21 protein-coding genes and 5 tRNA genes are annotated in these 26,641 nt (G+C 44.7%); 10 read left to right on the top strand and 16 right to left on the bottom strand.

Annotated elements, in window-relative coordinates; all coding sequences use genetic code 11:
- Positions 1-723: 723 nt before the first annotated feature.
- The 8 genes from ACP7BU_RS13330 to secA form a co-directional block, all read right to left on the bottom strand.
- Positions 724-800, bottom strand: a tRNA-Pro gene (locus ACP7BU_RS13330).
- 17 nt (positions 801-817) lie between these two features.
- Positions 818-893: transfer RNA gene (locus tag ACP7BU_RS13325), tRNA-His, on the bottom strand.
- Between the two features lie 33 nt (positions 894-926).
- Positions 927-1,003 (bottom strand) — tRNA-Arg (locus tag ACP7BU_RS13320).
- A gap of 34 nt (positions 1,004-1,037) precedes the next feature.
- Positions 1,038-1,114: transfer RNA gene (locus tag ACP7BU_RS13315), tRNA-Pro, on the bottom strand.
- A gap of 151 nt (positions 1,115-1,265) precedes the next feature.
- On the bottom strand, positions 1,266-2,333 hold the full coding sequence (nadA, locus tag ACP7BU_RS13310; protein ID WP_425880116.1) for a quinolinate synthase NadA: 1,068 nt from the start codon (positions 2,331-2,333) through the stop codon (positions 1,266-1,268).
- 153 nt (positions 2,334-2,486) lie between these two features.
- A complete protein-coding gene (argJ, locus tag ACP7BU_RS13305; RefSeq protein ID WP_425880115.1) occupies positions 2,487-3,707 on the bottom strand; it encodes a bifunctional glutamate N-acetyltransferase/amino-acid acetyltransferase ArgJ in 1,221 nt (406 codons plus the stop codon).
- A 158-nt stretch (positions 3,708-3,865) separates the two neighbouring features.
- Positions 3,866-4,219: a hypothetical protein gene (locus tag ACP7BU_RS13300; RefSeq protein ID WP_425880114.1), complete on the bottom strand. Its 354-nt coding sequence runs from the start codon at positions 4,217-4,219 to the stop codon at positions 3,866-3,868.
- 138 nt (positions 4,220-4,357) lie between these two features.
- Positions 4,358-7,084: a preprotein translocase subunit SecA gene (gene secA, locus ACP7BU_RS13295; RefSeq protein ID WP_005248023.1), complete on the bottom strand. Its 2,727-nt coding sequence runs from the start codon at positions 7,082-7,084 to the stop codon at positions 4,358-4,360.
- Between the two features lie 332 nt (positions 7,085-7,416).
- On the opposite strand from secA, the gene ACP7BU_RS13290 reads away from it, so the two are divergent.
- Positions 7,417-8,058, top strand: a complete 642-nt coding sequence (locus tag ACP7BU_RS13290; protein ID WP_195725615.1) for a peroxiredoxin — start codon at positions 7,417-7,419, stop codon at positions 8,056-8,058.
- A 239-nt stretch (positions 8,059-8,297) separates the two neighbouring features.
- Positions 8,298-8,906 carry a dual specificity protein phosphatase family protein gene (locus ACP7BU_RS13285; protein WP_051078820.1) on the top strand — a complete coding sequence of 203 codons (609 nt, stop codon included), beginning with the start codon at positions 8,298-8,300 and terminating at the stop codon, positions 8,904-8,906.
- On the opposite strand, the gene ACP7BU_RS13280 is transcribed toward ACP7BU_RS13285, so the two are convergent.
- The 4 genes from ACP7BU_RS13280 to trpA are packed head-to-tail and all read right to left on the bottom strand — an operon-like array spanning position 8,903 to position 12,919.
- On the bottom strand, positions 8,903-9,946 hold the full coding sequence (locus tag ACP7BU_RS13280; protein ID WP_129717557.1) for an SPOR domain-containing protein: 1,044 nt from the start codon (positions 9,944-9,946) through the stop codon (positions 8,903-8,905). The genes ACP7BU_RS13285 and ACP7BU_RS13280 overlap by 4 nt on opposite strands.
- Positions 9,943-11,226, bottom strand: coding sequence for a bifunctional tetrahydrofolate synthase/dihydrofolate synthase (folC, locus tag ACP7BU_RS13275; protein ID WP_180087607.1), 1,284 nt, complete (start codon positions 11,224-11,226; stop codon positions 9,943-9,945). The genes ACP7BU_RS13280 and folC overlap by 4 nt, the downstream gene beginning before the upstream one ends.
- Complete coding sequence (accD, locus tag ACP7BU_RS13270) at positions 11,223-12,119, bottom strand: acetyl-CoA carboxylase, carboxyltransferase subunit beta (RefSeq protein ID WP_004645174.1); 897 nt, start codon at positions 12,117-12,119, stop codon at positions 11,223-11,225. Before accD ends, folC begins: the two co-directional genes overlap by 4 nt.
- Positions 12,116-12,919 carry a tryptophan synthase subunit alpha gene (gene trpA / locus ACP7BU_RS13265; protein WP_004281668.1) on the bottom strand — a complete coding sequence of 268 codons (804 nt, stop codon included), beginning with the start codon at positions 12,917-12,919 and terminating at the stop codon, positions 12,116-12,118. Before trpA ends, accD begins: the two co-directional genes overlap by 4 nt.
- Before the next feature lie 365 nt (positions 12,920-13,284).
- Between trpA and ACP7BU_RS13260 the strand changes: the two genes are divergently transcribed.
- Entirely contained in the window at positions 13,285-14,619 is a 1,335-nt protein-coding gene (locus ACP7BU_RS13260) for a Na+/H+ antiporter NhaC family protein (RefSeq protein WP_425880113.1), read from the top strand.
- Positions 14,620-14,667: 48 nt separating this feature from the next.
- On the opposite strand, the gene ACP7BU_RS13255 is transcribed toward ACP7BU_RS13260, so the two are convergent.
- Positions 14,668-15,690, bottom strand: coding sequence for an AraC family transcriptional regulator ligand-binding domain-containing protein (locus tag ACP7BU_RS13255; RefSeq protein WP_425880118.1), 1,023 nt, complete (start codon positions 15,688-15,690; stop codon positions 14,668-14,670).
- Between the two features lie 157 nt (positions 15,691-15,847).
- Between ACP7BU_RS13255 and ACP7BU_RS13250 the strand changes: the two genes are divergently transcribed.
- Positions 15,848-16,726, top strand: a complete 879-nt coding sequence (locus ACP7BU_RS13250) for a metal-dependent hydrolase (RefSeq protein WP_425880112.1) — start codon at positions 15,848-15,850, stop codon at positions 16,724-16,726.
- Between the two features lie 62 nt (positions 16,727-16,788).
- Here the strand turns inward: ACP7BU_RS13250 and ACP7BU_RS13245 are convergent, their stop codons facing one another.
- A complete protein-coding gene (locus ACP7BU_RS13245) occupies positions 16,789-17,781 on the bottom strand; it encodes a DUF2804 domain-containing protein (RefSeq protein ID WP_213686886.1) in 993 nt (330 codons plus the stop codon).
- A gap of 137 nt (positions 17,782-17,918) precedes the next feature.
- Positions 17,919-18,428 (bottom strand): DUF1543 domain-containing protein, encoded by a 510-nt coding sequence (locus ACP7BU_RS13240; protein ID WP_420937630.1) that lies wholly within the window; start codon positions 18,426-18,428, stop codon positions 17,919-17,921.
- Positions 18,429-18,912: 484 nt separating this feature from the next.
- On the opposite strand from ACP7BU_RS13240, the gene ACP7BU_RS13235 reads away from it, so the two are divergent.
- Positions 18,913-21,144 carry an NADP-dependent isocitrate dehydrogenase gene (locus ACP7BU_RS13235; protein ID WP_114541831.1) on the top strand — a complete coding sequence of 744 codons (2,232 nt, stop codon included), beginning with the start codon at positions 18,913-18,915 and terminating at the stop codon, positions 21,142-21,144.
- Positions 21,145-21,396: 252 nt separating this feature from the next.
- On the opposite strand, the gene ACP7BU_RS13230 is transcribed toward ACP7BU_RS13235, so the two are convergent.
- Positions 21,397-21,483, bottom strand: a tRNA-Leu gene (locus ACP7BU_RS13230).
- A gap of 167 nt (positions 21,484-21,650) precedes the next feature.
- Here ACP7BU_RS13230 and queA point away from each other — a divergent pair.
- The 5 genes from queA to tgt all read left to right on the top strand — a co-directional run bounded on the left by queA (position 21,651) and on the right by tgt (position 26,566).
- The gene (gene queA / locus ACP7BU_RS13225; RefSeq protein WP_005248041.1) at positions 21,651-22,685 is read left to right on the top strand and encodes a tRNA preQ1(34) S-adenosylmethionine ribosyltransferase-isomerase QueA; all 1,035 of its coding nucleotides are present in this window, start codon (positions 21,651-21,653) and stop codon (positions 22,683-22,685) included.
- A 16-nt stretch (positions 22,686-22,701) separates the two neighbouring features.
- On the top strand, positions 22,702-23,730 hold the full coding sequence (locus ACP7BU_RS13220) for a hypothetical protein (protein WP_425880111.1): 1,029 nt from the start codon (positions 22,702-22,704) through the stop codon (positions 23,728-23,730).
- 49 nt (positions 23,731-23,779) lie between these two features.
- Positions 23,780-24,349: a LemA family protein gene (locus ACP7BU_RS13215; protein ID WP_425880110.1), complete on the top strand. Its 570-nt coding sequence runs from the start codon at positions 23,780-23,782 to the stop codon at positions 24,347-24,349.
- Positions 24,350-24,462: 113 nt separating this feature from the next.
- Positions 24,463-25,305, top strand: a complete 843-nt coding sequence (locus ACP7BU_RS13210) for a DUF4303 domain-containing protein (RefSeq protein ID WP_425880109.1) — start codon at positions 24,463-24,465, stop codon at positions 25,303-25,305.
- A gap of 130 nt (positions 25,306-25,435) precedes the next feature.
- Positions 25,436-26,566: a tRNA guanosine(34) transglycosylase Tgt gene (tgt, locus tag ACP7BU_RS13205; RefSeq protein WP_005252828.1), complete on the top strand. Its 1,131-nt coding sequence runs from the start codon at positions 25,436-25,438 to the stop codon at positions 26,564-26,566.
- Positions 26,567-26,641: the final 75 nt, after the last annotated feature.

The raw sequence follows: 26,641 nt of genomic DNA, 5'->3' as shown, positions 1-26,641 counted from the left end.
CTAGGTCGGCTATATTACTCTCTATCTCTAGAAAGTCAACCAGTAATGAAAACTATTTTTCAAACTTATCAAATAAAACCCAACTCAATTAAACTCAACTAAGTCACTGTTTTATCAGAAGTTTTAATCTTCATCACCGCCGATGGATGTGCATTCTACAGCATTCCCGACCCAATACAACCCCTATTCTTAAATAATTCAGCAAAAATATCACGACTGTTTATTTATTCTACAAAAATTATAGGTTTTTCTATTTTTCACTCAAAATTTATTCAATTACTGATGTTTTAAAGTAGTTTATTTACTTATCAAAGGATATTTCTAGTTAATTTAATTGCTATATCTATCTAAAAATTTTTTATTGTCTTTATTTCAGATCAAACACAACAGATGAGTTAATAAAATAGATTTACTATGGAATCCCTTACCCATTTTAAAAATATAATCCTTCTCCATCCATTAAAATTCCATTCAACAAGATAATCACTCTATAGATAAACTCTGGTTGAATTGTTGAATGATTAAAATTAAAAGTGAATCAATGCGAGAAGAAAGCAATCTTCAATGCACAGTTTTATTAGATGAAAAATAATTTAATAGGGGTTCGAGCATTCATCATGATAGCCACCGATAACAATTGTATATTTTTTATTCACATTGAATTTCAGGCATAAAAAAAACCGCTTAACGCGGTATCTTTTATCTCGACCATCTTGAAGGAGATGGTCGGAGCAGTAGGATTCGAACCTACGACCCCCTGGTCCCAAACCAGGTGCACTACCAGGCTGTGCTATGCTCCGATTTCAACTTTAAAAGTTGGGGTGAATGACGGGATTCGAACCCGCGACAACTGGAATCACAATCCAGGGCTCTACCAACTGAGCTACATCCACCATCATTTTGATTCTTAACATCAAGCGACCAAATGGCGCGCCTGACAGGATTCGAACCTGTGACCATCCGCTTAGAAGGCGGATGCTCTATCCAACTGAGCTACAAGCGCGTTACTGATGCAAACATCATTTGCCTTGAAGAATTGGTCGGAGCAGTAGGATTCGAACCTACGACCCCCTGGTCCCAAACCAGGTGCACTACCAGGCTGTGCTATGCTCCGATTCATCTCAGCTTTCGTATCGAACATCGTTCGGTACGGTGTGCATTCTAGGCGTGACGCCCGGAGACGTCAACACCTATATTTAAAAAAAACCGAAAAAACGCTTCAAGCGTTTATTTATCAATCGCTTCAGACATTTTTTATACAAATTTTAACGTTTTAGTCCGGCACTAAAGTTCAGCATGCGATCTAGAGGTAGTTTCGCTCGTTCAGCAAGTGCCGGATCGACATGTACTTCCTGATCTTTATGCTGTAACACATGCAAGATACCATCCAGCTCGTTCATGGCCATCCAAGGACAATGCGCACAAGAACGACAGGTCGCTCCCTCTCCTGCGGTTGGTGCCTCAATCAGGATTTTATCCGGTACTGCCTGCTGCATTTTATAAAAAATGCCGCGATCAGTAGCGACGATTAAACGCTGATTCGTCAAAGTCTGTGCTGCTTTAATTAATTGTGAGGTACTACCCACGGCATCGGCAATCTCGACTACAGACATCGGTGATTCGGGATGTACCAGAACTGCCGCATCCGGATAGAGCGCTTTCATATTGGCAATACCACGTGAACGGAATTCTTCATGCACGATACAGGCGCCATCCCAGAGCAACATCTCTGCACCGGTTTTTTTCTGGATATAACGACCCAGATGCTGATCGGGTGCCCAGATGATTTTTTCACCCAGACTGTCCAGATGCTCGATAATTTCCACTGCACAACTTGAAGTGACGACCCAATCGGCTCGGGCTTTCACGGCCGCTGACGTGTTAGCATAAACCACCACGGTATGATCCGGATGCGCATCACAAAAAGCGGTAAATTCATCAACAGGACAACCCAGGTCCAGTGAGCAGGTCGCTTCCAAGGTAGGCATCAGCACGGTTTTATTGGGTGAAAGAATTTTAGAGGTTTCGCCCATAAATTTCACACCAGCTACCACAAGCGTTGAAGCTGGATGATCGCGACCAAAACGCGCCATTTCCAGTGAGTCGGAAACACAGCCACCGGTTAGTTCAGCCAGTTCCTGGACTTCAGGGTCGCAATAATAATGCGCCACCAAAACAGCATCCTGTTTTTCCAGCTCTGCCTTGATCTGTGCAAATTTGTCCAATTTTTCCTGCTGGCTCATTTGATGTTCTTGAGGAACATCTAAACGATCTAAATGCGCCTGCACAATCGATTTAGCTTCATTGGCTATTAATTTGGTCGCATCACTCATAACAACTCTTACTCTACCCTCATGGTTCACTATTCAATGAACCTTTCACCCTACATCCCGGTCATCTTTGGCGAAGTGCTATTTTTGACCAGTCATTAAAAACTACAAGATATAAAAAAAGCCCCACAACGGAGGCTTTAGAAACGATCTGAATTATGAGCGATAATCTGCATTGATTTTTACGTAGTCATACGACAGGTCACAGGTATAAACCGTATCTTTTGCCTGACCTCGTCCAAGATCAACACGAATCGTCATTTCAGCCTGGGCCATCACACGTGCACCGGCTGCTTCAGTATAGTCTGCTGCCGCACCACCATCTTTGCAGATTTGTACATCATCTAACCAAACCTGAATTTTTGCAACGTCTAAATTTGGCACACCGGCATAACCAATCGCTGCCAGAATACGGCCCCAGTTTGGATCAGAAGCAAAGATCGCGGTTTTGACCAGCGGTGAATGCGCAATGCTATAGGCAATATCGCAGCACTCTTGAGTATTGCCACCACCTTCTACAGTCACGGTAATGAATTTAGTCGCACCTTCACCATCACGTACGATCAGTTGCGCAAGGCGTTTCATGGTACGTGTCAATACATCTAGCACCACTGCATAACGCGGATCTTCAGTCGAAGTGATTTCAGCACCACCGGCTTGACCTGTGGCAATAAAAATACACGAATCATTGGTTGATGTATCACCATCAATGGTAATACGGTTAAACGATACATTGACTGTTTCAGTTAACAACTGTTGAACCAGTTCACGGCTGATCGGTGCATCCATCGCAACATAACCCAGCATGGTCGCCATATTCGGGCGAATCATGCCTGCACCTTTGGAAATACCAGTCATGGTATAAGTCACACCATCCAGCTCGAACTGTTCTGACGCACCTTTCGGAGTGGTATCTGTGGTCATGATTCCGGTCGCTGCGTCGACCCAAGCATCATCACGCAATGAATCCAGCGCAGGCTGTAAACCTGTAAGTAACCGCTCCATCGGAAGCTGCTCACCAATCACACCAGTCGAGAATGGCAACACTTCAGCAGCCTGCACGCCTGCAAGTTCAGCCAGCTTGGCACAGGTGGCTTCTGCATTTGCCATACCTGTAGGGCCTGTTCCTGCATTGGCATTTCCGGTATTGATTACCAGGTAACGTGGATTGCCCGCTTGCAAATGGGCTTTAGATACATGCACTGGTGCTGCACAGAAGGCATTCTGGGTAAACACTCCAGCAACATTGGAGCCTGCAGCCAGTTCAAATATCACCAGGTCACGTCGGTTCTGATAGCGCACATAGGCTTCAGCCGAACCAATTTTAACCCCTTTCACCACATGCATCTGTGGCATAGATACGTCACCAACTGCCATTTTAAAGTCCAATATTGAAGTTTCAGAAAAATACAGCTTAGTTGATCTGCAACAAAAAATCGAGCCAAAGCCTGAGCCAACCTGAGATTTGTTATGGATTTTCACAATAAAAAACCAGTCATCAAGACTGGTTTCTACATTTTTAAAATAAGATATTTTTAATTTTGTGCAAGTTGTCCAGATTCGCTTAACAAAGCCTGTTTCGCCTGTTGTTGACTTGCAGTAGAAAGTGCCGGATTTGTAGCAACAATACGGTCTACATTTGCTGCATTGGCAGCTGCAATCGCAGCCGTCTGCAACACAATCGGACGGTTCTGGTTGGCAAAGGTATAACGGATGCCGGTACGTGGGCTTGCCACAGTTACTTGTGCATCGGTACGTTGTACTTGAGCAGTAGTCGTACCCACCGCTTGCTGAACTTTATCAATTGTTGTGGTCGCTGCAGTTTGGGCAAAACTTAAGGCAGGTATTGCCAAAGCGGCAATCATGAGCGTTTTTAATACTTTTTTCATTCAGGTTATTCCACTTTGAGGTGTTGAATGAGCCATTAAATAGCATTTAATTCTTAAGACTGCAAACAGTATTCAATTTTTGAAAACTCTTCATACATAAAAAAATCAGAGCCATGTGGCTCTGATTTTTAATAGCGTTTAGATCTTGCCATGACACTGTTTGTATTTCAGGCCTGAACCACATGGACAAGGTGCATTACGACTTGCCGGCGCTTCAAAGACTGGTGCTACCGGATTGGCCTGAGCATTTTGCTCGGTCGTCACCTCATGTTCGCCTGCCAACAAGCCGTCAAACTCTTCATGAGATAACTGCAAACGCATTGCCTCAGCCTGTGCCTGCTGCTGTGCTTCCATTTCCGCCAGCTCTTCAGGGGTCGGTACGTGGATGCGTGACAGATCTGTTACGACATCTGACTTGATTGTACCGAGCATGTTTACAAACAGGTTATAAGCTTCTTTTTTATATTCCTGCTCTGGATTCTTTTGCGCATAACCACGTAAATGAATACCTTGACGCAGGTAATCCATCGCTGCCAGATGCTCTTTCCAATGACGATCCAGAGAATTCAGCATAAAGTGACGTTCAAGCGAAGCTGCAGATTCTTCACCCATTTGTTCACGACGTGAACGGTAGCGGTTCAGTACTTCATCGGTAATGCGCACCACCAAAGCTTCTTCATCCAGACGACGGTCCTGTTCCAGCCATTGTCCGATAGGAAGATCCATCGAAAGATCTTCACGCAGCGCCAGTTCCAGACCTTCAATATCCCACTGGTCATGAATCGATTCAGGCGGAATATAGTTGGCGATTACACCCTGCATCACTTCACGGATCATTTCTTCAATATAATCCTGCAGTGAATTTTCTGCCAGAATGTCGTCACGCTGACTATAAATGATCTTACGCTGTTCGTTATTGACGTCATCGTATTTTAGCAAGTTCTTACGAATATCGAAGTTACGTGCTTCCACTTTACGCTGCGCATTTTCAATCGAACGAGACACCATTTTGTGCTCAATCGCTTCATCTTCCTGCAAGCCCATAGCACGCATCATGCCGACTACGCGATCACCGGCGAAAATACGCATCAAGTCATCTTCAAGTGACAGGTAGAAACGTGATACACCCGGGTCACCCTGACGACCAGCACGACCACGCAGCTGGTTATCGATACGGCGTGATTCATGACGCTCAGAACCGATAATATGCAAACCGCCAGAATCCAGCACGGCCTGGTGATTAACATCCCATTCTGCTTTCAGACGCGTTTCATCTTCAGGAGTCGGGTTTTCAATTTTAGCCAGTAATGCTTTCCAGTTACCACCGAGCAAAATGTCGGTACCACGACCGGCCATGTTGGTGGCAATCGTCACTGCACGCGGCGCACCGGCCTGCGCAATAATATCGGCTTCACGTTCGTGCTGTTTGGCATTCAGTACTTCATGCTGGATACCTGCAGCTTTTAGCTTATCCGACAGAATCTCAGAAGCTTCAATCGTTGCTGTACCAATCAAGATTGGCGCAACACCTGCTTCATGCACACGCTGAATTTCTTGAATAATCGCGTTATATTTCCCTTCACGATTTAAGTAAATTAAATCGTTATGGTCTTGACGAATCATTGGACGGTGAGTCGGAATCAGTACCACATCCAGGCCATAAATTTCTTTCATTTCCGCTGCTTCGGTATCAGCAGTACCGGTCATACCGGATAATTTTTTATACAGACGGAAATAGTTCTGGAAGGTTGTGGTTGCCAGAGTCTGGTTTTCTGGCTGGATTTCCAGACCTTCTTTGGCTTCTACGGCTTGGTGCAAGCCTTCAGACCAACGGCGTCCCGGCATGGTACGACCGGTATTTTCATCGACAATAATCACTTCACCATCGTTGATGATGTATTGGACATTACGTTGATAGAGATAATGCGCACGAATCGCTGCAGTGACATGATGCAACAGGTTCAGGTTCGACGCTGAATACAGGCTCTCGCCTTCTGCCAGCAAGCCCATTTCAATCAATTCACTTTCAATGGTTTCAAAACCCACTTCCGTAATTTCAACTGAACGCTGTTTTTCATCAATCCAGAAGTGACCGCCATCCGGCACTTTCTCTTCTTTCTGTGCCTGTAATTTTGGTGGAATATTATTGATGGCTGCATAAAGCTGTGAAGAATCTTCACTTTGACCGGAAATAATCAACGGGGTACGCGCTTCATCAATCAGGATCGAATCGACCTCATCGATAATGGCATAGGTCAAACCACGCTGCTTTTTCTCTGCTAGCGAGAACACCATGTTGTCACGCAGGTAGTCAAAGCCAAATTCGTTATTGGTACCGTAAGTAATATCGGCACGATAAGCTTCCGCTTTTTCCATCGGATTTTGCATGGAATAAATAATGCCGATGCTTAGACCTAAAAATTCGAATAATGGACGGTTTAACTCGGCATCACGTTGCGCCAGGTAATCGTTCACGGTAATGACATGTACACCTTGGCCACTGATGGCATTCAGATAACAGGCCAAAGTACCCATCAGGGTTTTACCTTCACCGGTACGCATTTCTGCGATTTTGCCTTCGTGCAAGGTAATACCACCGATCAGCTGCACGTCATAATGACGCATGCCCATCACCCGCTTCGCGGCTTCACGACAGACTGCAAATGCTTCAGGCAATAGTTTATCGAGGGTTTCACCCTTATTATATCGTTGTTTGAATTCTTCAGTTTTTGCAGATAAGTCTGCATCGCTCAGGGTAGATATCGTCGGCTCGAGCACATTAATCTTGTCTACGATTTTACGCATGCGTTTGAGTTCGCGCTCATTTTTGGTACCGAAGATTCCTCCGATCAGACTTGCCAACATGAATAGACTCTCTAAATCTTGCTTGTCAAATGAATATGTTCTTAGTCGTTATTATGGTGCTAGAAATTTGAACTACAAGGGTTTTGCTGTAAAACCGCTAAAAAAATCTGATCCTTAGTTCTAGCCCTAAGATCTAAGGCAAAGTAATGTAGCAAATTTTCCCTGTGCAACATAGTCAATTAAGTGACTGATTTTTGCGCTTCTGGATAGATGGATATCCTACTTATGCAATTTACTCATAAAGAAAGCAAAAAACACTATTTTTAATCATAAAAAAATTGGTTCATATTAAATCCTATCTCGACACTAAAAGACCAATTGAGGCTAAAAAGATGAGTTTACGTCTAGGCGATACCGCACCGAATTTTGAACAGCAATCCAGTGAAGGCCTGATTAATTTTTATGACTTTCTGGGTGATAGCTGGGGCATTTTATTTTCACACCCTGCTGACTATACACCAGTATGTACGACTGAGCTTGGCTATACCGCAAAACTGAAAGACGAGTTTGCAAAACGTAGCGTGAAAGCCATTGCCTTGTCGGTCGATGATGTTGAATCGCATCATGGCTGGATTAAAGATATCAATGAAACCCAAAACACCACGGTGAATTTCCCGATCATTGCCGATCAGGATCGCAAAGTTTCTGAGCTGTATGACTTTATTCATCCGAATGCCAGCGAAACGCTAACAGTTCGTTCTTTAGTGGTCATTGATCCCAACAAAAAAGTCCGTTTGATTATTACTTATCCTGCATCGACCGGTCGTAATTTCCATGAAATCTTGCGTGTGGTGGATTCACTTCAACTCACCGATAAACATAAAGTGGCCACGCCTGCGAACTGGCAGCACGGTGATGATGTGGTGATTGTCCCTTCACTGAAAGATGAAGAAGAAATCAAGCAACGTTTTCCAAAAGGTTATACCGCGGTTAAACCTTACCTGCGCTTAACGCCACATCCTGAGCAAAATTAAAAGGACTCCTTTTTAATTTTGCGCAAGACAAGCGAAGCGCGTAGCACAGGATAAGATGGAGCTCGTAGTAAAGAATAAGAGAAACTCTATTTTCCACATTTTATGCTTTATCGAATACTACATTGACGTGCTACGGGTTCGATTTCTCTATACAGCCTGTCTTCGGATAGGCTTTTTTATATTCAAAATCTCATATCCACTTTAAACTTGAAATAACAAAAACAACATCTATGCTCTGTATGAAAATCTGCATATTTCCAATCCTCATGAGTGGCTACCTCCTAACCACAGGTTGCATGACTACGCCTGCCCTGCCTGAACCTCAACGTCCTCAGCATTGGGGACAGCCCATTCATCAGAATCATAATTTTCATCAAATCAGCAATTTTGTCTATCGTAGTGAGCAGCCTTCAACTGAACTCATTCCTTTATTAAAAAAGCATCAAATCGATGTAGTTATTAATTTACGTTCACGGGATCAAGACAGCTTTGTTTTGAGCAATGAAAACTTTCAGCTACATCATGTACCCATACATACCTGGGCAATTGATCGGGAAGATTTATTGAAAATTATGCTACTGATTCAGCAAGCACAACAAAATCACCAGAAGGTGCTCTTGCATTGTTATCACGGTTCAGACCGAACTGGTGCAAGTGTCGCCATGTACCGGATTATTTTTGAACATTGGCCGATTGAGCAGGCACTACAGGAAATGAAACATGGCGGATATGGTTTTCATGCCATTTGGCACAATATTGAAAATTTATTTACCCCTGAAAATGTAAAATGGATTCGCGAGCAACTCACGAATCCATCTACAGAAACTTTGATTAATACTAAGAATTAACGCTTATCTAGCGGCACCCAATCGTTCACCCAAGCTGATTTCATATTCAGGCTGGCATCAGACGCAATTTTCTTACGAAGTGCATCTGCAGTCTCACGGTCTTTGGACGGACCCACCATGATACGTACACCTTTAGACGTTGAGCTTTTGGTTACTTTATAACCTTTGGCACGCAGTTTGGCTGCTACAGCATCTGCATTGGCTTCATTCGCTGCCAGTGCCACCTGCACCATCCATTGCTTGTCCTCTTCACCTTCCAGTAACTTACGCGCCTGTTCAGCTTCTGCTTTCTTCTTGGCTTCTTCGGCTGTAGCCTTTTTCTTGGCTTCTTCAGCTTTACGTTTTTCGTCAGCTTTACGTTTTTCCTCGGCAGCTTTACGTTCAGCTTCTTTCTTTTCAGCCGCTTTACGCTCTTCCTCGGTTTTACGTTTTGCTTCAGCCGCCTTACGTTCTGCTTCGGCTTTTTGCTGTTGCTCTAACTTGCGTTTTTCTTCAGCGGCTTTACTTTCAGCAGCTTTACGCTCTGCTTCTTTCTTGGCTGCGTCAGTAGAACTATTGGCTTTTTGTTGGTCCAGCTGCTGCTGGGCTAACTTTTTTTCTTGCACCGCTTTTTCTTCAGCCAGACGTTTCTGCTTGGCCTGTTCATCTTCCACCAGTTCTGGTGGAATATTATCGGAACTTTGCTGTCCTAGGCGGTGTGCATTCAGGGCAGCATATTCTTCAGCCGCTTTACGTGCAGCATCTGCTTCAGCCTGCTGTTGCATCGCTAAAAATTCGGCTGCACGCGCCTCCTGTTCTGCAACCGCTTTTTCGCGATCACGGCGTTGCTGTTCAAGTAAACGCTTTTCTGTTTCTACATCGACCGTCAAAGAACCGAGCGAATGATTGCCTGCCTCTTTATTTTCAACTTCCGCAGCCTGTGCCGGATTTTGCTGACGGTCCTGATTGATTTCATCTTGGCCTTTCAGGAGTAATGCTGCCAATAAAACACCACCACCGAGTAAAACAACACCGCCCATCCAGCGCTGTTTGTTATTCATTGACATTCTTCCAAATACTCCCATACCGCTTCTAAGGTATGAAATGATCCACATACCAAAATCAGCTGATTATTATCTGTTTGATCCAGGGCTGATTTAAAAGCTAATTTTACATTATCAAATTGTTCTACCGCCTCACCGCTTAAAGCATCAGCCAAAACTGTGACCTCTGCCGCACGTGGGACGAATAATGGTGCAATTTTCCACAATTGAACCGTGTCTTTCAATAACTTGACGACAGAATTTATATCTTTATCTGCCAGCATTGAAAATACACAAATGACTTCATTATATTTTTGATTGTAATTTAAATAATCTCGTAATTGTTTCAGCAGAAATTCCACCCCATGCGGGTTATGTCCTGCATCAAAAATCACGGTTTTATTCTGGATTTGACGGATTTCAAACCGTCCCGGCAATTTTGCCGTTTGAATGCCTTGTGCAATTGCCTGCTGGCTGACGTTTAATCCGCTCAGCAGAATGGCGGCCACGGCGGTAGAAATATTATCCAGTGCCAGCGAACCTGTTGGGAGTTTTAAGGTCGTACCCGATGAAGCAAAAGCCCAGCTTTGGCCATCTTCAAAGGCTTTATAGAAATAATCCCGGTTGATTGCATACAAAGATGCATTACATTCTTGAGCTTTATTTAGAATGGCTTGCGGGATCTGTTGCTGTCCACCAAACACGACTGGAATATCCGGGCGAATAATTCCGGCCTTTTCAAAAGCAATTTTCTCGATGGTGTCACCAAGCCAGTCAGTATGATCCAGACCAATATTGGTAATCACCGCAACATCCGGATTGACCACATTGACCACATCCAGACGGCCGCCTAAACCAACTTCCAGCACCCAGACATCACAGCACTGATCTTTAAAAATCACAAAAGCAGCCAGTGTCGTGGCTTCAAAGAAAGACAGGCTCAAACCGCATTCGCGACGAGCCTGATCGACCTGAACAAAAGCATCAATCAGCAACTGATCTTCCACTTCAATGCCGCGCAATTTAACACGCTCATTGAAACGGTACACGTGGGGGGATTGATATAGCCCGACCTTGAAGCCTTGCGCATTCAGGATCGCGGCCAGCGTGGTGGTGGTCGAACCCTTACCATTGGTTCCTGCCACCGTCAGCACTTTGGCCTCTGGAGATGTCACGCCCAGCTTTTCAGCTACAGGAATAACCCGTTCCAGACCTAAATCAATACCCGTAACGTGAACATGGCTCCAATAATCGAGCCATGTATTTAAAGAATCTGTTGCTAAGGGTGCTGTGTTCAATGCAAATTCATCAACTTCGTAACGATACGATAAACTGTATCACGTAATGCATGACGGTGAACAATCTGATCGATTACCCCATGATCAAGCAAATATTCCGCGCGCTGGAACGGTTCTTCCAGTTTTTCACGTACAGTCTGTTCGATCACACGTTTACCGGCAAAGCCAATCATCGCTTTCGGTTCAGCAATATGTACATCACCCAGCATTGCCAATGATGCGGTCACACCGCCGTACACTGGATGAGTCAATACCACTACATAAGGCAGACCTGCTTCTTTTAAACGCTGGATCGCAGCCGAAGTACGCGCCATTTGCATCAGGGACAACATGCCTTCCTGCATACGAGCACCACCCGAAGCAGCAAAACAGATCAAAGGTTGACGAGCTTCAATCGCATGTTCTGCAGCCTGAACAAAGCGGTCACCGACCACTGTGCCCATAGAACCGCCCATGAAGTCGAACTCAAACGCACAGGCAATCATCGGTACGCCTTTCAGCAAACCTTGAATTACTACCAATGCTTCGGTTTCACCAGTTTTCTTTTGTGCTTCCGCCATACGGTCTGGATAGGCTTTACTATCGACAAATTTCAGCGGATCTTTGGCTATAAATTCCTGACCCAATTCTGTTTGTACCTGATCAAAGAACCAGTTCAAACGCTCACGGGCTTTCATACGCAAATGCTCATCACATTGCGGACATACATAGGCATTGAATGACATGGCAGTACGGGTCACCAATGCATGACATTCAGGGCACTCAATCGTAGGCTCGGTAAATGTCGCTTTATATGCCGTTTGCTCATCGGGTACCTGAATGCCCGGAACAGTACGCTCCGTCCATGGGGTCGATGGGCTCAGAATTTTGCCTGATTTCACTTGTTGACTCATACTAACTCATCGAGCGCTGCTCGAAGCTCCTTGACTTTATTCACCGTCGCAATAACGGCTTGTTCTGGTGCGAGCGTTGCAAACTGCTTTACAAACGCACTACCCACAATAACTGCATCGGCAGCAACACCCATCGCTTTCGCAGATGCAGCATCACTGATACCGAAACCTACGCCTACAGGAACATCAGTCACAGCTTTAATCTTTTGAATGCGTGCAGCGGCTTCAGAGACATCTAAAGTTGCTGCACCGGTCACGCCTTTCAGTGACACATAGTAAATAAAGCCGCTGGCCTGTTTTGCTACATGTTGAATACGTGCATCGGTTGAAGTTGGTGCCAGCAGGAAAATCTGATCCATGTCATATTTTGCCAGTACTTCACCCAGACTTTTTGCTTCTTCTGGTGGCAAGTCCACCAGCAGTACGCCGTCTACTCCACATTCATAGGCATAAGCCACAAACTTTTCATAGCCAATTACTTCAACCGGATTCAGATAACCCATCAGCACCACTGGTGTTTCGCGGTCTTTCAAGCGAAATTCTTTCACCATGTGCAGTGCATCCAAGGTATTGGTTCCACCAGCCAGAGCACGTTCAGCAGCTAGCGCAATCACCGGCCCATCGGCCATCGGATCCGAGAAAGGAAGTCCCAGCTCAATCACGTCGACACCCGCCTCCACCATCTCATGCAGCAAAGGCACTGTGACTTCTGGATGCGGATCACCCGCCATGACATAAGAAACTAAAGCTTTACGCTGTTGAGATTTAAGTTGTCCAAATCGTGTGGCTAAACGTGACATAGGGTGGTATTTTCCTTAACGTGTTTCAAACTTGAGGCATTGACTATGTAGAAATACAAGACATCGCATTGTAACGCTATTTTTTGTCCAATGAACAGTCTGCGATACCGACCTCGAGTACTTCATTTCCTGTGCGAAGATTTCAAAACAATTCGGAAGGGTCTATTTACGATTATTTTGATTTTTTTCACAATGATCAAAGATGCCTAATTTTGCTATTACCTAAAATCTTGAATATTTAGATAAACTTATTTTTATCATATAAAAATTAATAAAAATGCAGATGTTAGCGCATTCATTTAAAGTTTTCTGAAATTGCAAAACCTGCTTTATACTAGTCCTATTCTCTTACTTTTTTATCTCCTATGCAGACTGATTCTGAGGCTACAGTGCAGGCACGCGCCATTGCACTGCTGCCGCTTATTGTATTTTTAACCATATTTTTGGGTAGCGGGATCTATCATTCCCTGATCGGAACCGAGTTCGCGTTCTATCAGGTGAAAGCGCCTGTGGCTGCCCTGCCTGCGATTATCTTGGCTGCATTAGTATATCGCGGCAAACTCAACCAGGGCATTGAGGAATTCCTCAGAGGTGCCAGTCATCCGAACTTAATTCTGATGTTTATGGTGTTTATGCTGGCCGGCGCCTTTGCCAGCGTCAGTAGCGCCATTGGCAGTGTGGATGCTACCGTGCAGATGGGCTTGTCGGTTATCCCACCCACATTTATTCTACCGATGTTATTTGTGATCTCGGCCTTTATTGCCACGGCGATGGGTACCTCCATGGGTACCATTGCGGCCTGCGCACCGATCGCTTTTGGTTTCACCCAGGTTACCGATATTGACGTGATTTATGCGATTGGTGCGGTGGTTGGCGGTGCTATGTTTGGTGATAACCTGTCCATGATTTCGGACACCACCATTGCGGCAACCACCAGCCAACGCGTACAACTGCGTGACAAGTTCAGGGTCAATGTCTGGATTGCGGTCCCTGCATCAATCGTCACTATTTTGATTTACGTATTGAGTACTGGCAGTAGCAATGCGGTGGAATACAAGGATTTTAACTGGCTTCTGGTTTTACCTTATATCGCCGTATTTATTTTGGCCTTTAGCCGTTTACACGTTCTGGCTGTACTGACCATTGGCGTACTACTTTCCGGCTTGTTTGGCCTATTTGCCACAGCTGAATTCGATCTGCTCAAACTGAATACTTCAATTTACGATGGCTTTGTCGGCATGTTTGAAGTGGCGTTATTGTCGATGTTTCTGGGTGGCCTGTCGGCGATCATGCAGCGTGAAGGTGGTTTACGCTGGCTGATCGAGCGTATTTATAGCCTGACCCGTCTGTTTAAAGTTGGGAAGCAACGTGCCGGCGAAATCGGGATTAGTTTTTTGGTGGTGTTTTCGAATATCTTTGTGGCCAATAATACCGTGGCGATTATTCTGTCTGGTGATATGGCACGTGAAGTTGCCAAAGAATACGGCGTAGATCCTAAGCGTTCTGCAGCACTGATGGATATTTTCTCCTGTGTGGTGCAAGGGTTGATTCCCTATGGCGCACAGTTACTACTGGCCTGTTCCATTGCAAAAATCTCGCCGGTTGAACTGATTGGTGGTGTGTACTATTGCTGGATTCTGGCCATTTTTGCGATTGCTGCGATCGCGTTTAGATTCCCTCAGGTGAAAGCAAGCACTTAATCCATCATCCTGCGAAAATAAAAAAGCGACCGATACCGGTCGCTTTTTTCAGCTTCGTGCTTTGTGTAACTGCCTTTTTCGCTCTAACAAGGTCTGTCCGGTGGCTGCCTTATAGGCCCGTGCCAAAGCCGACTGATCAGAATAATCCAGCTGCTCGGCAATCTCGGTCAGACCTAATCCCTGCTGCAACAACAGCTCGCAACGTTTAATCCGCTGCTGTTCCAGCAGTTTTTTAAATGAAGTGCCATGAGTGCTGAACAAGCGCTGCAAACTACGTGTCGACATCAACAACTGCCGGGCAAGCTGTTCAACTTTAATGGCCTGATGCTGGGTCCGCAGCTGTTCGGCAATCATTTGCTGCGCCTGTTCCAAATGATTCTCAAGGGGCGGCTTGGCGGCAATCGCCTGTTCTGCCTGATGCACCAGCAACTGCAACAGCATCGGATCTGCCTGCTCAGACCGATGTGCCAGTCCTTGCAAATCCAGCTCTATGCCATAATAGTCCTGAGAAAATCTCACCTCACTGGCAAAAAACTTTTGATAATGTATTTTCGCTATGTCAGGCACATGGGCAAAACGTACACAATGCAGTAACAGTTGATGATCCTGCAAAATGACGCGTCCCAATTGCACCATCGCGGCCATGGTCAGTTCATTTAGCAGATTATATTTTTCGTCCAGATAGGCCCAGTATAATTCAATACTGTGTTCATGCTGCTTCAACTGCAAAGGTACAAACTCACCGCCATCAACCACCAGTCGCTGAAAACGCATGATATGGCGAATCATTTCCGCAACGCTGCTGCTGCGCGAAGCCATATAACCGAGCACACCAAAATGCTCTGGGCGAATGACTTGTACAATCTCGAAAATCAGCTGCGGACAGTTTAAATACTGCCGGGTTGTTAAAAGAAGCTGATTCAATAATTCCAGAGGCACTTGTGTGGCAAAAGGCTGATCAATCAGGGGAACAAGCGCTTCATGTACATCTTGCAGAAAGTCAGCTTCCAAAGGCTCAATTTGCAGACTGCGCAGATAAGTCGCCCAAAGCTGAATATAACCATTGGATATTTAAATTTCTTGCATGCGCGCTTCTCGCTGCCTGCTTTAGTCTGAGCAGTTTTATTTTCATTTGGCATAAAATGTATAAAAATTGGCAAGCGCTGTCAAAACAATTACGGCATTCCCCGACATACTGTTCGCATCGTCACAAAAAAGAACGTACAAGATGAATGCAGTATTAAAATCTTTGATAAAGCCCGTAGTACGGACCCAGCTTGATTTTAAACTGGATGAAATTCCACGCTACTGGTTGGGCGGCGATCCCTTTCTGACCCGAATGTTCGATGCCCTGAGCCTGACCTTTCCTGATGGCGAGCGCTATTTTATTCAGAGCGTGCGCCTGTTTCGCAATCAGATCACAGACCCGGAACTGCAGCAGCGTGTTGCAGATTTTATTCGTCAGGAAGCACAGCATGGCATTGCCCATGAAAAAATGAATCAGCTGATGCGTGAACAAGGCATGCCCGTCGATGATTTTATCGAACGTTTAAATAATATGTTCGCCTATGACCTCAAACATCGTTCAGCACAGTTCAATATTGCAACTACGGCAGCGGCAGAACACTTGACCGCGCTAATGGCCGAGACTTTTTTTGGACAGAAAGATACGTTAAGAGATGCCCATCCTTTTGTTCGTGCCATGTTTGCCTGGCATGCCATTGAAGAAATGGAACATCGTGATGTGGCTTTTGACGTGATGAAAGAGGTCGCAAAAACACCTGAATGGATGCGCAAAATGACCCTGCTCAGTACGACATTTTTGATGTTTAGTTATACCGCCTATCGCGCCAATGTCATGCTGAAACATGATGGCTTCAGTGTCTTAGAGCGTCTGCAAATGAACCTGAAAGGACTGCCCTGGTTGTTTGGCCGTAACGGCACCTTGACCCGCATGGGCCCACAATATCGGGACTGGTTTAAAAAAGACTTCCATCCTAGTCAGCATCCGGTTATTGCGCAATATGATGTCTGGGTAAAAACCTTAGCCGAAACCAATGACCCGATTCAGGCCGGTGAAGCCTTCTGGCAGGCCGCCAAAGATTAAGCTCAAATCAAAAGAGCCTTCAAAATTGAAGGCTTTTAAATTAGGTCTTATGTCCTGCACTTTTACCATTTGGCATAATGCTGTTCAAGCAAGGCATATTCATTTAGTAAAATAATTTCCTGATCATCCTGCTGAATCGTTCCGGAAACCTTGGCTTGCCACTGACTAAACTGGCTCCCGACCAGACGCAGGTTGAGATTTTCATAACGGCGCCAGCCTGTGCTGACCATCAGATTCAATCTTTCATCCAGCGACTGAATCGTCCATTGGTTTTCCGATTCCTGTTGAAACAGCACATCGGCCAAGGGATAAATTTTCCCATTGATCCACAGACAGTTTTCGTTACCGAAGCTTTCATTTACGCCTGACGCCAGATTAATACCAATCCGGTTCTGGTTCAGATCCCAGAAATTACAGGACAGCCAGAACCAGGCGGTTTCCGGGCGCAAAAAGCCGCAGGTATCATCCAGAGAGGCAAAGCTGCGTTCATTAAACTGGATGGTTTCACCTTGCTTGTTAATGAAAAAACCTTCACAGCCCAAGGTGGTTAATTTCTGGGTATAAGTCCAGCCATTTATGCCGGTCGGACTGCACATACTCAGTGGATCAGTTCCGGCACAAAAAATTCGCGCACTGAGTTTAATCTCGCCATATTTGCTGACATTGATATAACGCACGCCGTTGGCATGCTGGATATCGATCTGAAAAGGTGAATTATGGAAATAACTATGATTAAACAGTGGCTGTTCATCCAACACGGTGTTGCGTGACAGGAAATTAATCGCATTCCATTCCAACACTTCATTGGTCATATGGTTATAGACATAGACAAAACCATGCCCTGCCCATGCAATATCGGCAATTGCCAGTCCAATCGTATAATGCTCATGCTGAATACTACAGAATTTGAATTTTTTATATTTTAGATGCTTGCGCCAGCCTGACAGCACATGACCATAAGGATTTTTGTATTGATATGCCTGATAGTCAATACTTTTTGGAAGCTCCTTAAAACGTCCATAACGCGGTTGTCCATTTGCCTGAATTAAATCCATTTAAGACATTCCATCTCAGTCAAAACTGTTTTTCCTTGGCAGTATTATGCCAATTATTAAATTTTGATAAAGAGGTTTTTTAAACCGCTTGTCGAATCATCAAGCCAGCCGCAGGTTTAATTCAATCGCAAACTGCTTTAAATCGTGAGATAGGTATTTTCCCAGCGATTGCCACTAAAGCTGCCCTCTAGCAGTTGGACGTAGCGGCCATAAACCTGATCGATGGCAATACAGTCATCTACATCCAGAACACGGTCAGTATGCTGTTTTTGCCAGTGCCTGGCGAAGTAAGCTTTACCGCGCTGTTTAGCGACCATGGCATTCTGCGCAACCACCAGCACATAACGATGCAACTCGCCAAATTCGCGTGGATCATAACCACCCAGATTAATCAGCCAAAGTTTTTCATCGGATTGCTGTGGCTGTGCATCAGTAAATTGCAGCGCATAGGACTTGCCTTCAAACTCTAGCCCGTTGATTTGCGCCCAGGCATCAATATGCAGACCTTTCTGTTCCGCAAACCAGGCATTTTTCAATTGCGGATAGGTATCTTCCAGACTCTCTCCTATTGCCAAAACCACATCATGAACTTCTGTATTGGCACGCGCATGACGACCACCGAGCATCACAATAAACAAGCTGGGCATTACATTTCCTTGTTAGCGTCAATCTTTAAGATCATTTCATTGATGCTTGCCAGTATAGCGCAAAGCTATTCCATGATGATGTAGCCCTCTGCCAAGGACAAATTTGCATCATCAGCCTGACTGAATTTGCGCAAAACAGCATCCAGTCACTCGGTATCCATCTCCATATCGAGGATCAGTTTAAGCCTGTGTCAGGATCAAAAAACCATTTTCAGTGAATACAATTGGCTAGCGAATCATTTCCGATCATTTTCATCAGGATTTACAGCGATAGAGGATTATTTTTTTGTACAAAATACAAACACGGCTAAACCGCACAAATCTGTATAAATTTTCGCCCAAATTTCAATCTAAAGGCATATTTCGTTGACTGAAATGCGCTGAAAGACGATACTCTCAATGTTTTTATTTAAGCAAATCGGTTCAAAGAGGCTGGGCCAAAAGTTCGGTCCTCAGAAACTCAATCCAACGCAAGGGGCTATATATGGCTGGTGGAAAGTCAACTATCATTTACACACTGACCGACGAGGCGCCATTACTGGCGACTTATTCTCTGCTGCCGATCATTGAGACCTTTACTAAGCCAGCTGGCGTTGAGATCGTCAAAAGTGACATCTCTGTAGCTGTGCGCGTGCTCTCCGAATTTACAGATTACCTAAGCGAAGAGCAAAAGGTGCCTGACACTCTAGCTGAGCTAGGTCGTCTTACACAAGATCCAGACACGAACATTATCAAACTCCCAAATATCAGTGCTTCTGTTGGCCAGCTAACAGCGTGTATCAAGGAACTTCAGTCTAAAGGCTATGCAATCCCTGACTATCCTGAAAACCCGACCACTGAAGAAGAAAAAGCAATCAAGGCACGTTATAGCAAATGTCTTGGTTCAGCAGTAAACCCTGTTCTACGTGAAGGTAACTCAGATCGTCGTGCACCTGCTGCCGTTAAAAACTACGTGAAAAAACACCCTCATTCTATGAGCGAGTGGAAACAGTGGTCTCAAACTCACGTTTCACACATGGACGAAGGTGACTTCTACCACGGCGAAAAGTCGATGACTTTAGACCGCGCCCGTGATGTGAAAATGGAATTGATCACCAAGTCTGGTGAAACCATTGTTCTTAAGCCAAAAGTTGCGCTTCAAGACGGCGAAATCATCGACTCAATGTTCATGAGCAAGAAAGCACTTTGCGACTTCTACGAGAAAGAACTTGAAGACTGTCGTGAAGCAGGCATCCTGTTCTCTTTACACGTTAAAGCGACCATGATGAAGGTGTCTCACCCAATCGTATTTGGTCACTGTGTAAGAATCTACTACAAAGAAGCATTCGAAAAACATGGCAAGCTTTTTGATGAGCTTGGCATTAATGTCAATAACGGTATGGCCGGTCTTTACGAGAAGATCGAGACACTTCCAACTTCTCAACGTGAAGAAATCATCCGTGACCTGCACGCTTGTCAAGAACACCGTCCAGCACTGGCGATGGTTGATTCAGCAAAAGGCATCACTAACTTCCACTCTCCTAACGACGTCATTGTAGATGCTTCTATGCCTGCCATGATCCGTGGTGGCGGTAAAATGTGGGGCGCTGATGGCAAACCTTACGACTGTAAAGCAGTTATGCCTGAATCTACATTCGCGCGTATTTACCAGGAAATGATCAATTTCTGTAAGTGGAATGGTAATTTTGATCCAAAAACCATGGGTACTGTACCGAACGTTGGTTTGATGGCACAAAAAGCTGAAGAATACGGTTCACATGACAAGACTTTCGAGATCTCTGAAGCCGGTGTTGCAAACATCGTTGATCTTGAAACTGGTGAAGTGTTGATGTCACAAAACGTGGAAGAAGGCGATATCTGGCGTATGTGTCAGGTGAAAGACGCACCGATCCGCGACTGGGTAAAACTTGCAGTTACTCGTGCACGCAACTCTGGCATGCCGGCAATCTTCTGGCTTGACCCGTACCGTCCACACGAAAACGAACTGATCAAGAAAGTTGAAAAATACCTGAAAGATCATGACACCACTGGTCTTGACATCCAGATCATGTCACAAGTACGTGCAATGCGTTATACGCTTGAACGTGTTGCTCGCGGTCTAGATACTATTTCTGTAACAGGTAACATCCTGCGTGACTACCTGACTGACTTGTTCCCGATCATGGAATTGGGTACATCTGCGAAAATGTTGTCAATCGTGCCATTAATGGCAGGTGGTGGCATGTACGAAACAGGTGCAGGCGGTTCTGCTCCTAAGCACGTACAGCAGTTAGTTGAAGAAAACCACTTACGTTGGGATTCACTCGGTGAATTCATGGCGTTGGCGGTATCTTTAGAAGAAATGGGTATTAAAGAAGGCAATGACGACATCAAGTTACTTGCTAAAACTTTAGACCAAGCGACTGGTAAATTGCTAGATAACGACAAGTCTCCTTCTCGTCGTACTGGCGAATTGGACAACCGTGGTAGCCATTTCTACCTGGCGAAATTCTGGGCTGAAGAACTTGCTGCTCAAGACGAAAATGCTGAATTGAAAGCGAAATTTGCACCACTTGCAAAAACTTTAGCTGAAAATGAAGAGAAAATCGTTGCTGAGCTTGCAGCAGTTCAAGGCAAATCAGTAGACATCGGCGGTTACTACGCAGTTGATCAAGAGAAAGTAAATGCAGTGATGCGTCCAAGTGCAACTTTGAATGCAGCGCTTGAAACGATCTAAGCTTTTGCAAAACTGACTGAGTCAGTAATGTAGAAAAACCGGCGTCTAGGCGCCGGTTTTTTTATATCTGATTCATGCATCGCAATCACTGAAGTAATCTATTTTTTAAACGATGCTATGTAGTGTTATTTTCACGAGTTATCTTTTAAATCAAGCAGATAATTTTGAAGAGCAGAGAAAAAGAAACAGGTTATTATTTTTCAGGCAATAAAAAACCCCAAGACTGAATGTGCTTGGGGTTTTTTAGAATTTTGGTCCCGAGGGTCGGACTCGAACCGACACGTCATCTCTGACAGCGGATTTTGAGTCCGCCGCGTCTACCAATTTCACCACCTCGGGAGTGGATGAAAGGTATAATACGCGATTTCTCAGCACTGTCAACGCAGAATATTTGCATTTGTTTATTTTTAAAACAAATCGCATTTTTTCGTTTTAAAATCGAGCAATTCCCGCCATAAAAAAGAAAAAAGTTTATACTAGCCGCAGTTTTTTTAGCGTAAATCATCATGCAACTTTCTGATTTTAATTTTGATCTCCCCGATGAGCTGATTGCTCGCTACCCACTGGAAACACGCAGTGCCTCTCGCCTGTTGCACCTCGATGCCCAAGGTCAATATCATGACCATCAATTTACCGATATTCTGGATTTACTTGAAGACGGCGACTTGTTGGTATTAAACGACACCAAAGTCATGAAGGCCCGTTTAAAAGGTAAACGTGCTTCAGGCGGTGCGGTAGAAGTGCTGGTTGAGCGTATGCAAGATCGCTTTATTGCCTATTGTCATATTAAGGCCAGCAACACTCCGAAAGCCGGTGCAGAACTTTTTATTGGCCCGGATGCAGTGAAAGTGACCGTACAAGGCCGTCATGAAAATCTGTTTATTGTGGAATTTTCACAGCCGATTTTAGACGTCTTAGACAAATATGGCGCCCTCCCTATTCCGCCCTATTTCAACCGTGAAGCGGAAGAGATTGATACTGAACGTTATCAAACCGTGTTTAATGACCCAACCAAACTGGCCAGCGTTGCAGCACCTACTGCCAGCCTGCATTTTGATGCCGATCTGTTGGCAAAATTGGAAGCCAAAGGGATTCAAAAAACTTTTGTGACCCTACATGTTGGTGCAGGTACTTTCCTGCCAGTGCGTACCGATGATATTCAAAATCACATCATGCACAGCGAATGGTGCGACGTCCCTGAAACTGCGGTCGAGATGATTCGTCAGACTAAAGCCCGCGGTAATAAAGTCATTTCTGTAGGCACGACTGCCACCCGTGCAGTCGAAAGTGCAGCACAAGCACATAACGGTGAACTGGCAGCCTGGACAGGTGATACCCAGATTTTCATCTATCCGGGTTATCAGTTTAAAGTGGTCGATCGTTTGATCACTAACTTCCATTTACCAGAATCGACCCTGTTAATGCTTGTGTCTGCCTTGTCCAATCGTGACAATATTCTCAATGCTTATAAGCATGCAGTAGACAGCCAGTATCGCTTCTTCAGTTATGGCGATGCCATGCTGATTGATCAGGCGAAATAAGCGAGAACCATTGCCCATGCCGATCGAGTCTGTACAACAGTCCATTCATATTCGCCGCAAGAAAAATGCAGTGGTGTTTCAAAATATCGCTCGGCTTTGGGATCTGAGCCAACAGGCAAAAACACATCAGGAACTGCTAGACGGATTGCATCCCTGGAATGGCCCGATTACGCTCAAGTTTGAAAATAACCTGCCACTCGCGCTTGCCGGAATTGGGCTTTTTCTGATTGGCAGCATTTTTATTGCGCCGGGAAATATCTGGATTCAGGGCAGTGTTTTCCTCGGCTGTCTCTGCATCTTCTGGGCCTATATTTGCTATGAACAGCAGCAGCCCTTAGAGGAAGTCATTGCTTTTCTGGAAGAACAGGCATTGGCCAAGAAATATCAGCTTGCCTTTCAAAAACAGCCACAGCATATTTCCATGCCACTCAATCCCCTGCACTTTATCCGGCATTTAAAACAATTATTTCCAGTATTCAATCAAGGTTCGTTGAGTAATGAAATTCAACGTTATGCCAGCACGGTCTGGGAAGACGAAAATGGCCAGCAACATCAGGTACTACTCTTCCAATACCACTATATTGATGAAGTGCAGGCCCGAAACAAGGAAGGTCAGCCAGTCAAACTGATGCAGGTTCATAAAGACCTGTGGGGCGTGTTTGTGTTTGATATCCAGATTCAGGGACTGGCCGTTACGACTTCCAGAAAGAAATTTTATTATCCTTATAGCCATCCCTGGCACAGCAGCGATATTCGCACCAATCAGCGCTTAAGCTTTTATGGTAGTGATCCGCTGCAAACTGCCAAATTACTCAGTCCAGGTTTTGTCCTACGACTGGCCGACTTTTTTGAACAGCGTCAGGGTGATTTACTGTTTCACCCGGAAAACAAGATGCTGTGCTATCTGGGGCCACATGATTTATTTCAGGTATCGAGCAAGCAGCAGAATATTAGCGATATTTCCACATTGCGCGGTCACCTGAGAACGTTTAAATTAAAACAGCTCGAAAACTTACAACATGATCTGCTGCAGTTTTTAAAATAAATTTTTCGCATCATTTTTTAAATATAGATATAGCTTGGGGAGATCTCGGATGGGATTTTTGATTTTATGTTTGGTCATTGTGGCACTGATTGTCGCGATTATCATGATCCGCAACAGTATTGTCCGTCATCATAACGCCACGATTCGCGCCTGGTCGGATGTCGCCAGTTATGAACGGCAAAAACTGAAAATTCTGGATGGGCTACAACCGCTGGTCGAGCAATACTCGAGTTTTGAAAAAGGTACGCTTGAAAAAGTCACCGAACTGCGTCAGAACATCGTGAATCTGAATATCAAGGATGCCGATATTGGGCAGTTACAACGCATTGAAAGCCTGAATAAACAGTTGATGCATAGCCTGAATGTGGTGATTGAAAATTACCCGGAGCTGAAAGCCAATGACATCTATCTGAAAATGATGGCTGAAATTGAAGAACAGAATGAAAATGTCGGTGCTGCGATTACCATTTATAATCGCAATGTCGAGCTATTTAATAACCAGATCCAGATTTTTCCACACAACATCATTAACAATATGTTGCTCAGAAAAAAAGTGGTGCGGCCTTTCCGTGATCAAAGCGTGACCCAGAATTTTGATTACCGTCCGAACTTTCACTGAGTGAACAGCAAGATCTGATAAAATTTTGCATCCTTGGCGCATTAACTTATTATAAAAATAGCCAAGGATGCGGCTGTATCTGTCTAAAACTTATAAAATAAAGAATAAAAATTATGCTGGATTATTTAGAGCACTTGCAACAGATGCTGGTCGAGGAATTTTATCGGTTATACGACCATTATCAGGATGATGAAATCTATGCCTGTAGTCTGGTCTTTGACGAATTTTTACTGCTGGATAATCTGGCGATCTCGACTGAACGTAGTATTTTTAAAGATCCAGAAGATCCTCAGCAATATCTGGCGGAACAGGATCGCTGGAATGTCCAGAAATGGCGTTATCGGGCCCACACTTCACCCGACTCAGGACTCATCCCCTTTAAAACCTTGCTGGCCGATTATTTTAAAACCCAGCATAGCTTTGGCCATCCGGTATTGGCACAGCACAAACAGCTGCACGCGACGCATCTGGAGTTATTGCTGGATAGTTTTAAACAGGCCAAACATCGTCTTTCTGAAGCCTATGGTCTGGATCTGGATAGCATCATGTTTTTCATGAGCCTGCCCACCCAAGTCGAATTTGAATGCCAATCTGCACAGACACTTAATCCGGCCCATGTTCATTTACAAGAATTTCTGGCATCCAGACAAACTACTCATTTACCTGCCATGCAGAAACGCTTGAAACTCTCGCAAAACGACAAGGATATTCTGATTGATCTGGAGCAGATGCTGGTGATGGAGCCTTATGACTATTTGCAAGTGGCACAAGATGCCTATTTGCTGACCTTGGAATCCTACTTTGCCGATAGCAATATTTATATCCAGAAACTGATCCAGCATATCGCTGCAATGGCCTCTGAGCCGGATGGCAGCTGCACCTTTAACCGGGAAGATATCCAGCAGCGCTTGCAGCAGTTTTCTGCCCATCCGCCAATATCTCCGGATGTTCTCTAGCTTCAGCGATAAATAAAATTACAGAGCGAATGCTCTACAATGCTGGCGTTTAGTGTAAGAATCAAGGAAAATAGCGCCCTTTAGCTATAACAATCAGCGAACTGTTTTTTCGCCTTGATGTGGAACTCCTATGAAGTTTGAAAAATTAGGTCAGTCGGGCCGTGCCCGTCGTGGTCGTTTAACGCTTGAACATGGTGTGGTGGAAACCCCGATGTTCATGCCTGTGGGTACTTATGGTACGGTCAAGGGCCTGTTACCACGCGACATTAAAGAGATCAAATCTCAAGTCATTCTGGGCAATACTTTCCATTTGTATCTACGTCCAGGACTGGATGTAATTCGTGAACATGGCGGCCTGCACGGATTCATGAAATGGAATAGTCCCATTTTGACCGATTCAGGCGGCTTCCAGGTCTTCAGTCTGGGCGCAATGCGTAAAATTAAAGAAGAAGGTGTGACCTTCCGCTCGCCGATTGATGGTTCAAAAGTATTTTTATCTCCTGAAATTTCAATGGATATTCAGCACACGCTGAACTCTGACATTGTAATGATTTTTGATGAATGTACCCCGTACCCTGCGACGCATGAAGAAGCGCAAAAATCGTTGCAACTTTCTTTACGCTGGGCCAAACGCTGTAAAACCCAGCATCATGACGTGCTGAAAAACCGTAATGCGCTGTTCGGTATTATTCAAGGCGGCATGTATGAAGATTTACGTGATGAATCTTTAAAAGGCCTGCTAGAAATCGACTTTGATGGTTATGCGATTGGCGGCCTGTCCGTTGGTGAGCCAAAAGAGGAAATGATCAAGGTACTGGATTATCTTCCAGAAAAAATGCCTGCAGACAAACCGCGTTATTTGATGGGTGTCGGCAAGCCTGAAGATATTGTGGAAGCGGTACGTCGTGGTGTGGATATGTTTGACTGCGTGATGCCAACCCGAAATGCACGTAACGGTCACTATTTTGTGACAGACGGCTTGGTGCGGATCCGTAATAGTAAATATCGTCATGACCAGAGTCCACTCGATCCGCATTGCGACTGCTATACCTGCCAGAACTTTACCCGTGCCTATTTATTCCATCTTGAGAAATGTGGAGAAATGCTCGGCTCTATGCTCGGTACGATTCATAATCTGCGCTATTACCTGCGTTTGACTGAAGCGATGCGTGATGCATTAGACAACGGTACATTTGACGAATTTGTTCATGACTTTTATGCCCGCCGTGGCCTGGAAGTGCCACCTTGTCCGCAAGATTAATCCATCAGTATTTGCGCTGAGGAAAAAGACAATGTAAATTGCAAGAATATATCAATTTATTATCGAGTTGATCAC

The organism is Acinetobacter sp. 40AMC3-4, assembly GCF_049898185.1.
GTDB lineage: Bacteria > Pseudomonadota > Gammaproteobacteria > Pseudomonadales > Moraxellaceae > Acinetobacter.
This window is presented reverse-complemented; position numbering and strand designations above follow the sequence as displayed.

Coding starts and splice junctions, on each gene's coding strand:
- ACP7BU_RS13250 (WP_425880112.1), top strand. CDS start 15,848: ATGAATGCAGTATTAAAATCTTTGATAAAGCCCGTAGTACGGACCCAG.
- ACP7BU_RS13300 (WP_425880114.1), bottom strand. CDS start 4,219: ATGAAAAAAGTATTAAAAACGCTCATGATTGCCGCTTTGGCAATACCT.
- nadA (WP_425880116.1), bottom strand. CDS start 2,333: ATGAGTGATGCGACCAAATTAATAGCCAATGAAGCTAAATCGATTGTG.
- queA (WP_005248041.1), top strand. CDS start 21,651: ATGCAACTTTCTGATTTTAATTTTGATCTCCCCGATGAGCTGATTGCT.
- ACP7BU_RS13215 (WP_425880110.1), top strand. CDS start 23,780: ATGGGATTTTTGATTTTATGTTTGGTCATTGTGGCACTGATTGTCGCG.
- trpA (WP_004281668.1), bottom strand. CDS start 12,919: ATGTCACGTTTAGCCACACGATTTGGACAACTTAAATCTCAACAGCGT.
- ACP7BU_RS13245 (WP_213686886.1), bottom strand. CDS start 17,781: ATGGATTTAATTCAGGCAAATGGACAACCGCGTTATGGACGTTTTAAG.
- secA (WP_005248023.1), bottom strand. CDS start 7,084: ATGTTGGCAAGTCTGATCGGAGGAATCTTCGGTACCAAAAATGAGCGC.
- ACP7BU_RS13280 (WP_129717557.1), bottom strand. CDS start 9,946: ATGAATAACAAACAGCGCTGGATGGGCGGTGTTGTTTTACTCGGTGGT.
- accD (WP_004645174.1), bottom strand. CDS start 12,119: ATGAGTCAACAAGTGAAATCAGGCAAAATTCTGAGCCCATCGACCCCA.
- ACP7BU_RS13290 (WP_195725615.1), top strand. CDS start 7,417: ATGAGTTTACGTCTAGGCGATACCGCACCGAATTTTGAACAGCAATCC.
- argJ (WP_425880115.1), bottom strand. CDS start 3,707: ATGGCAGTTGGTGACGTATCTATGCCACAGATGCATGTGGTGAAAGGG.
- tgt (WP_005252828.1), top strand. CDS start 25,436: ATGAAGTTTGAAAAATTAGGTCAGTCGGGCCGTGCCCGTCGTGGTCGT.
- ACP7BU_RS13260 (WP_425880113.1), top strand. CDS start 13,285: ATGCAGACTGATTCTGAGGCTACAGTGCAGGCACGCGCCATTGCACTG.
- ACP7BU_RS13285 (WP_051078820.1), top strand. CDS start 8,298: ATGAAAATCTGCATATTTCCAATCCTCATGAGTGGCTACCTCCTAACC.
- ACP7BU_RS13210 (WP_425880109.1), top strand. CDS start 24,463: ATGCTGGATTATTTAGAGCACTTGCAACAGATGCTGGTCGAGGAATTT.
- ACP7BU_RS13240 (WP_420937630.1), bottom strand. CDS start 18,428: ATGCCCAGCTTGTTTATTGTGATGCTCGGTGGTCGTCATGCGCGTGCC.
- ACP7BU_RS13220 (WP_425880111.1), top strand. CDS start 22,702: ATGCCGATCGAGTCTGTACAACAGTCCATTCATATTCGCCGCAAGAAA.
- ACP7BU_RS13235 (WP_114541831.1), top strand. CDS start 18,913: ATGGCTGGTGGAAAGTCAACTATCATTTACACACTGACCGACGAGGCG.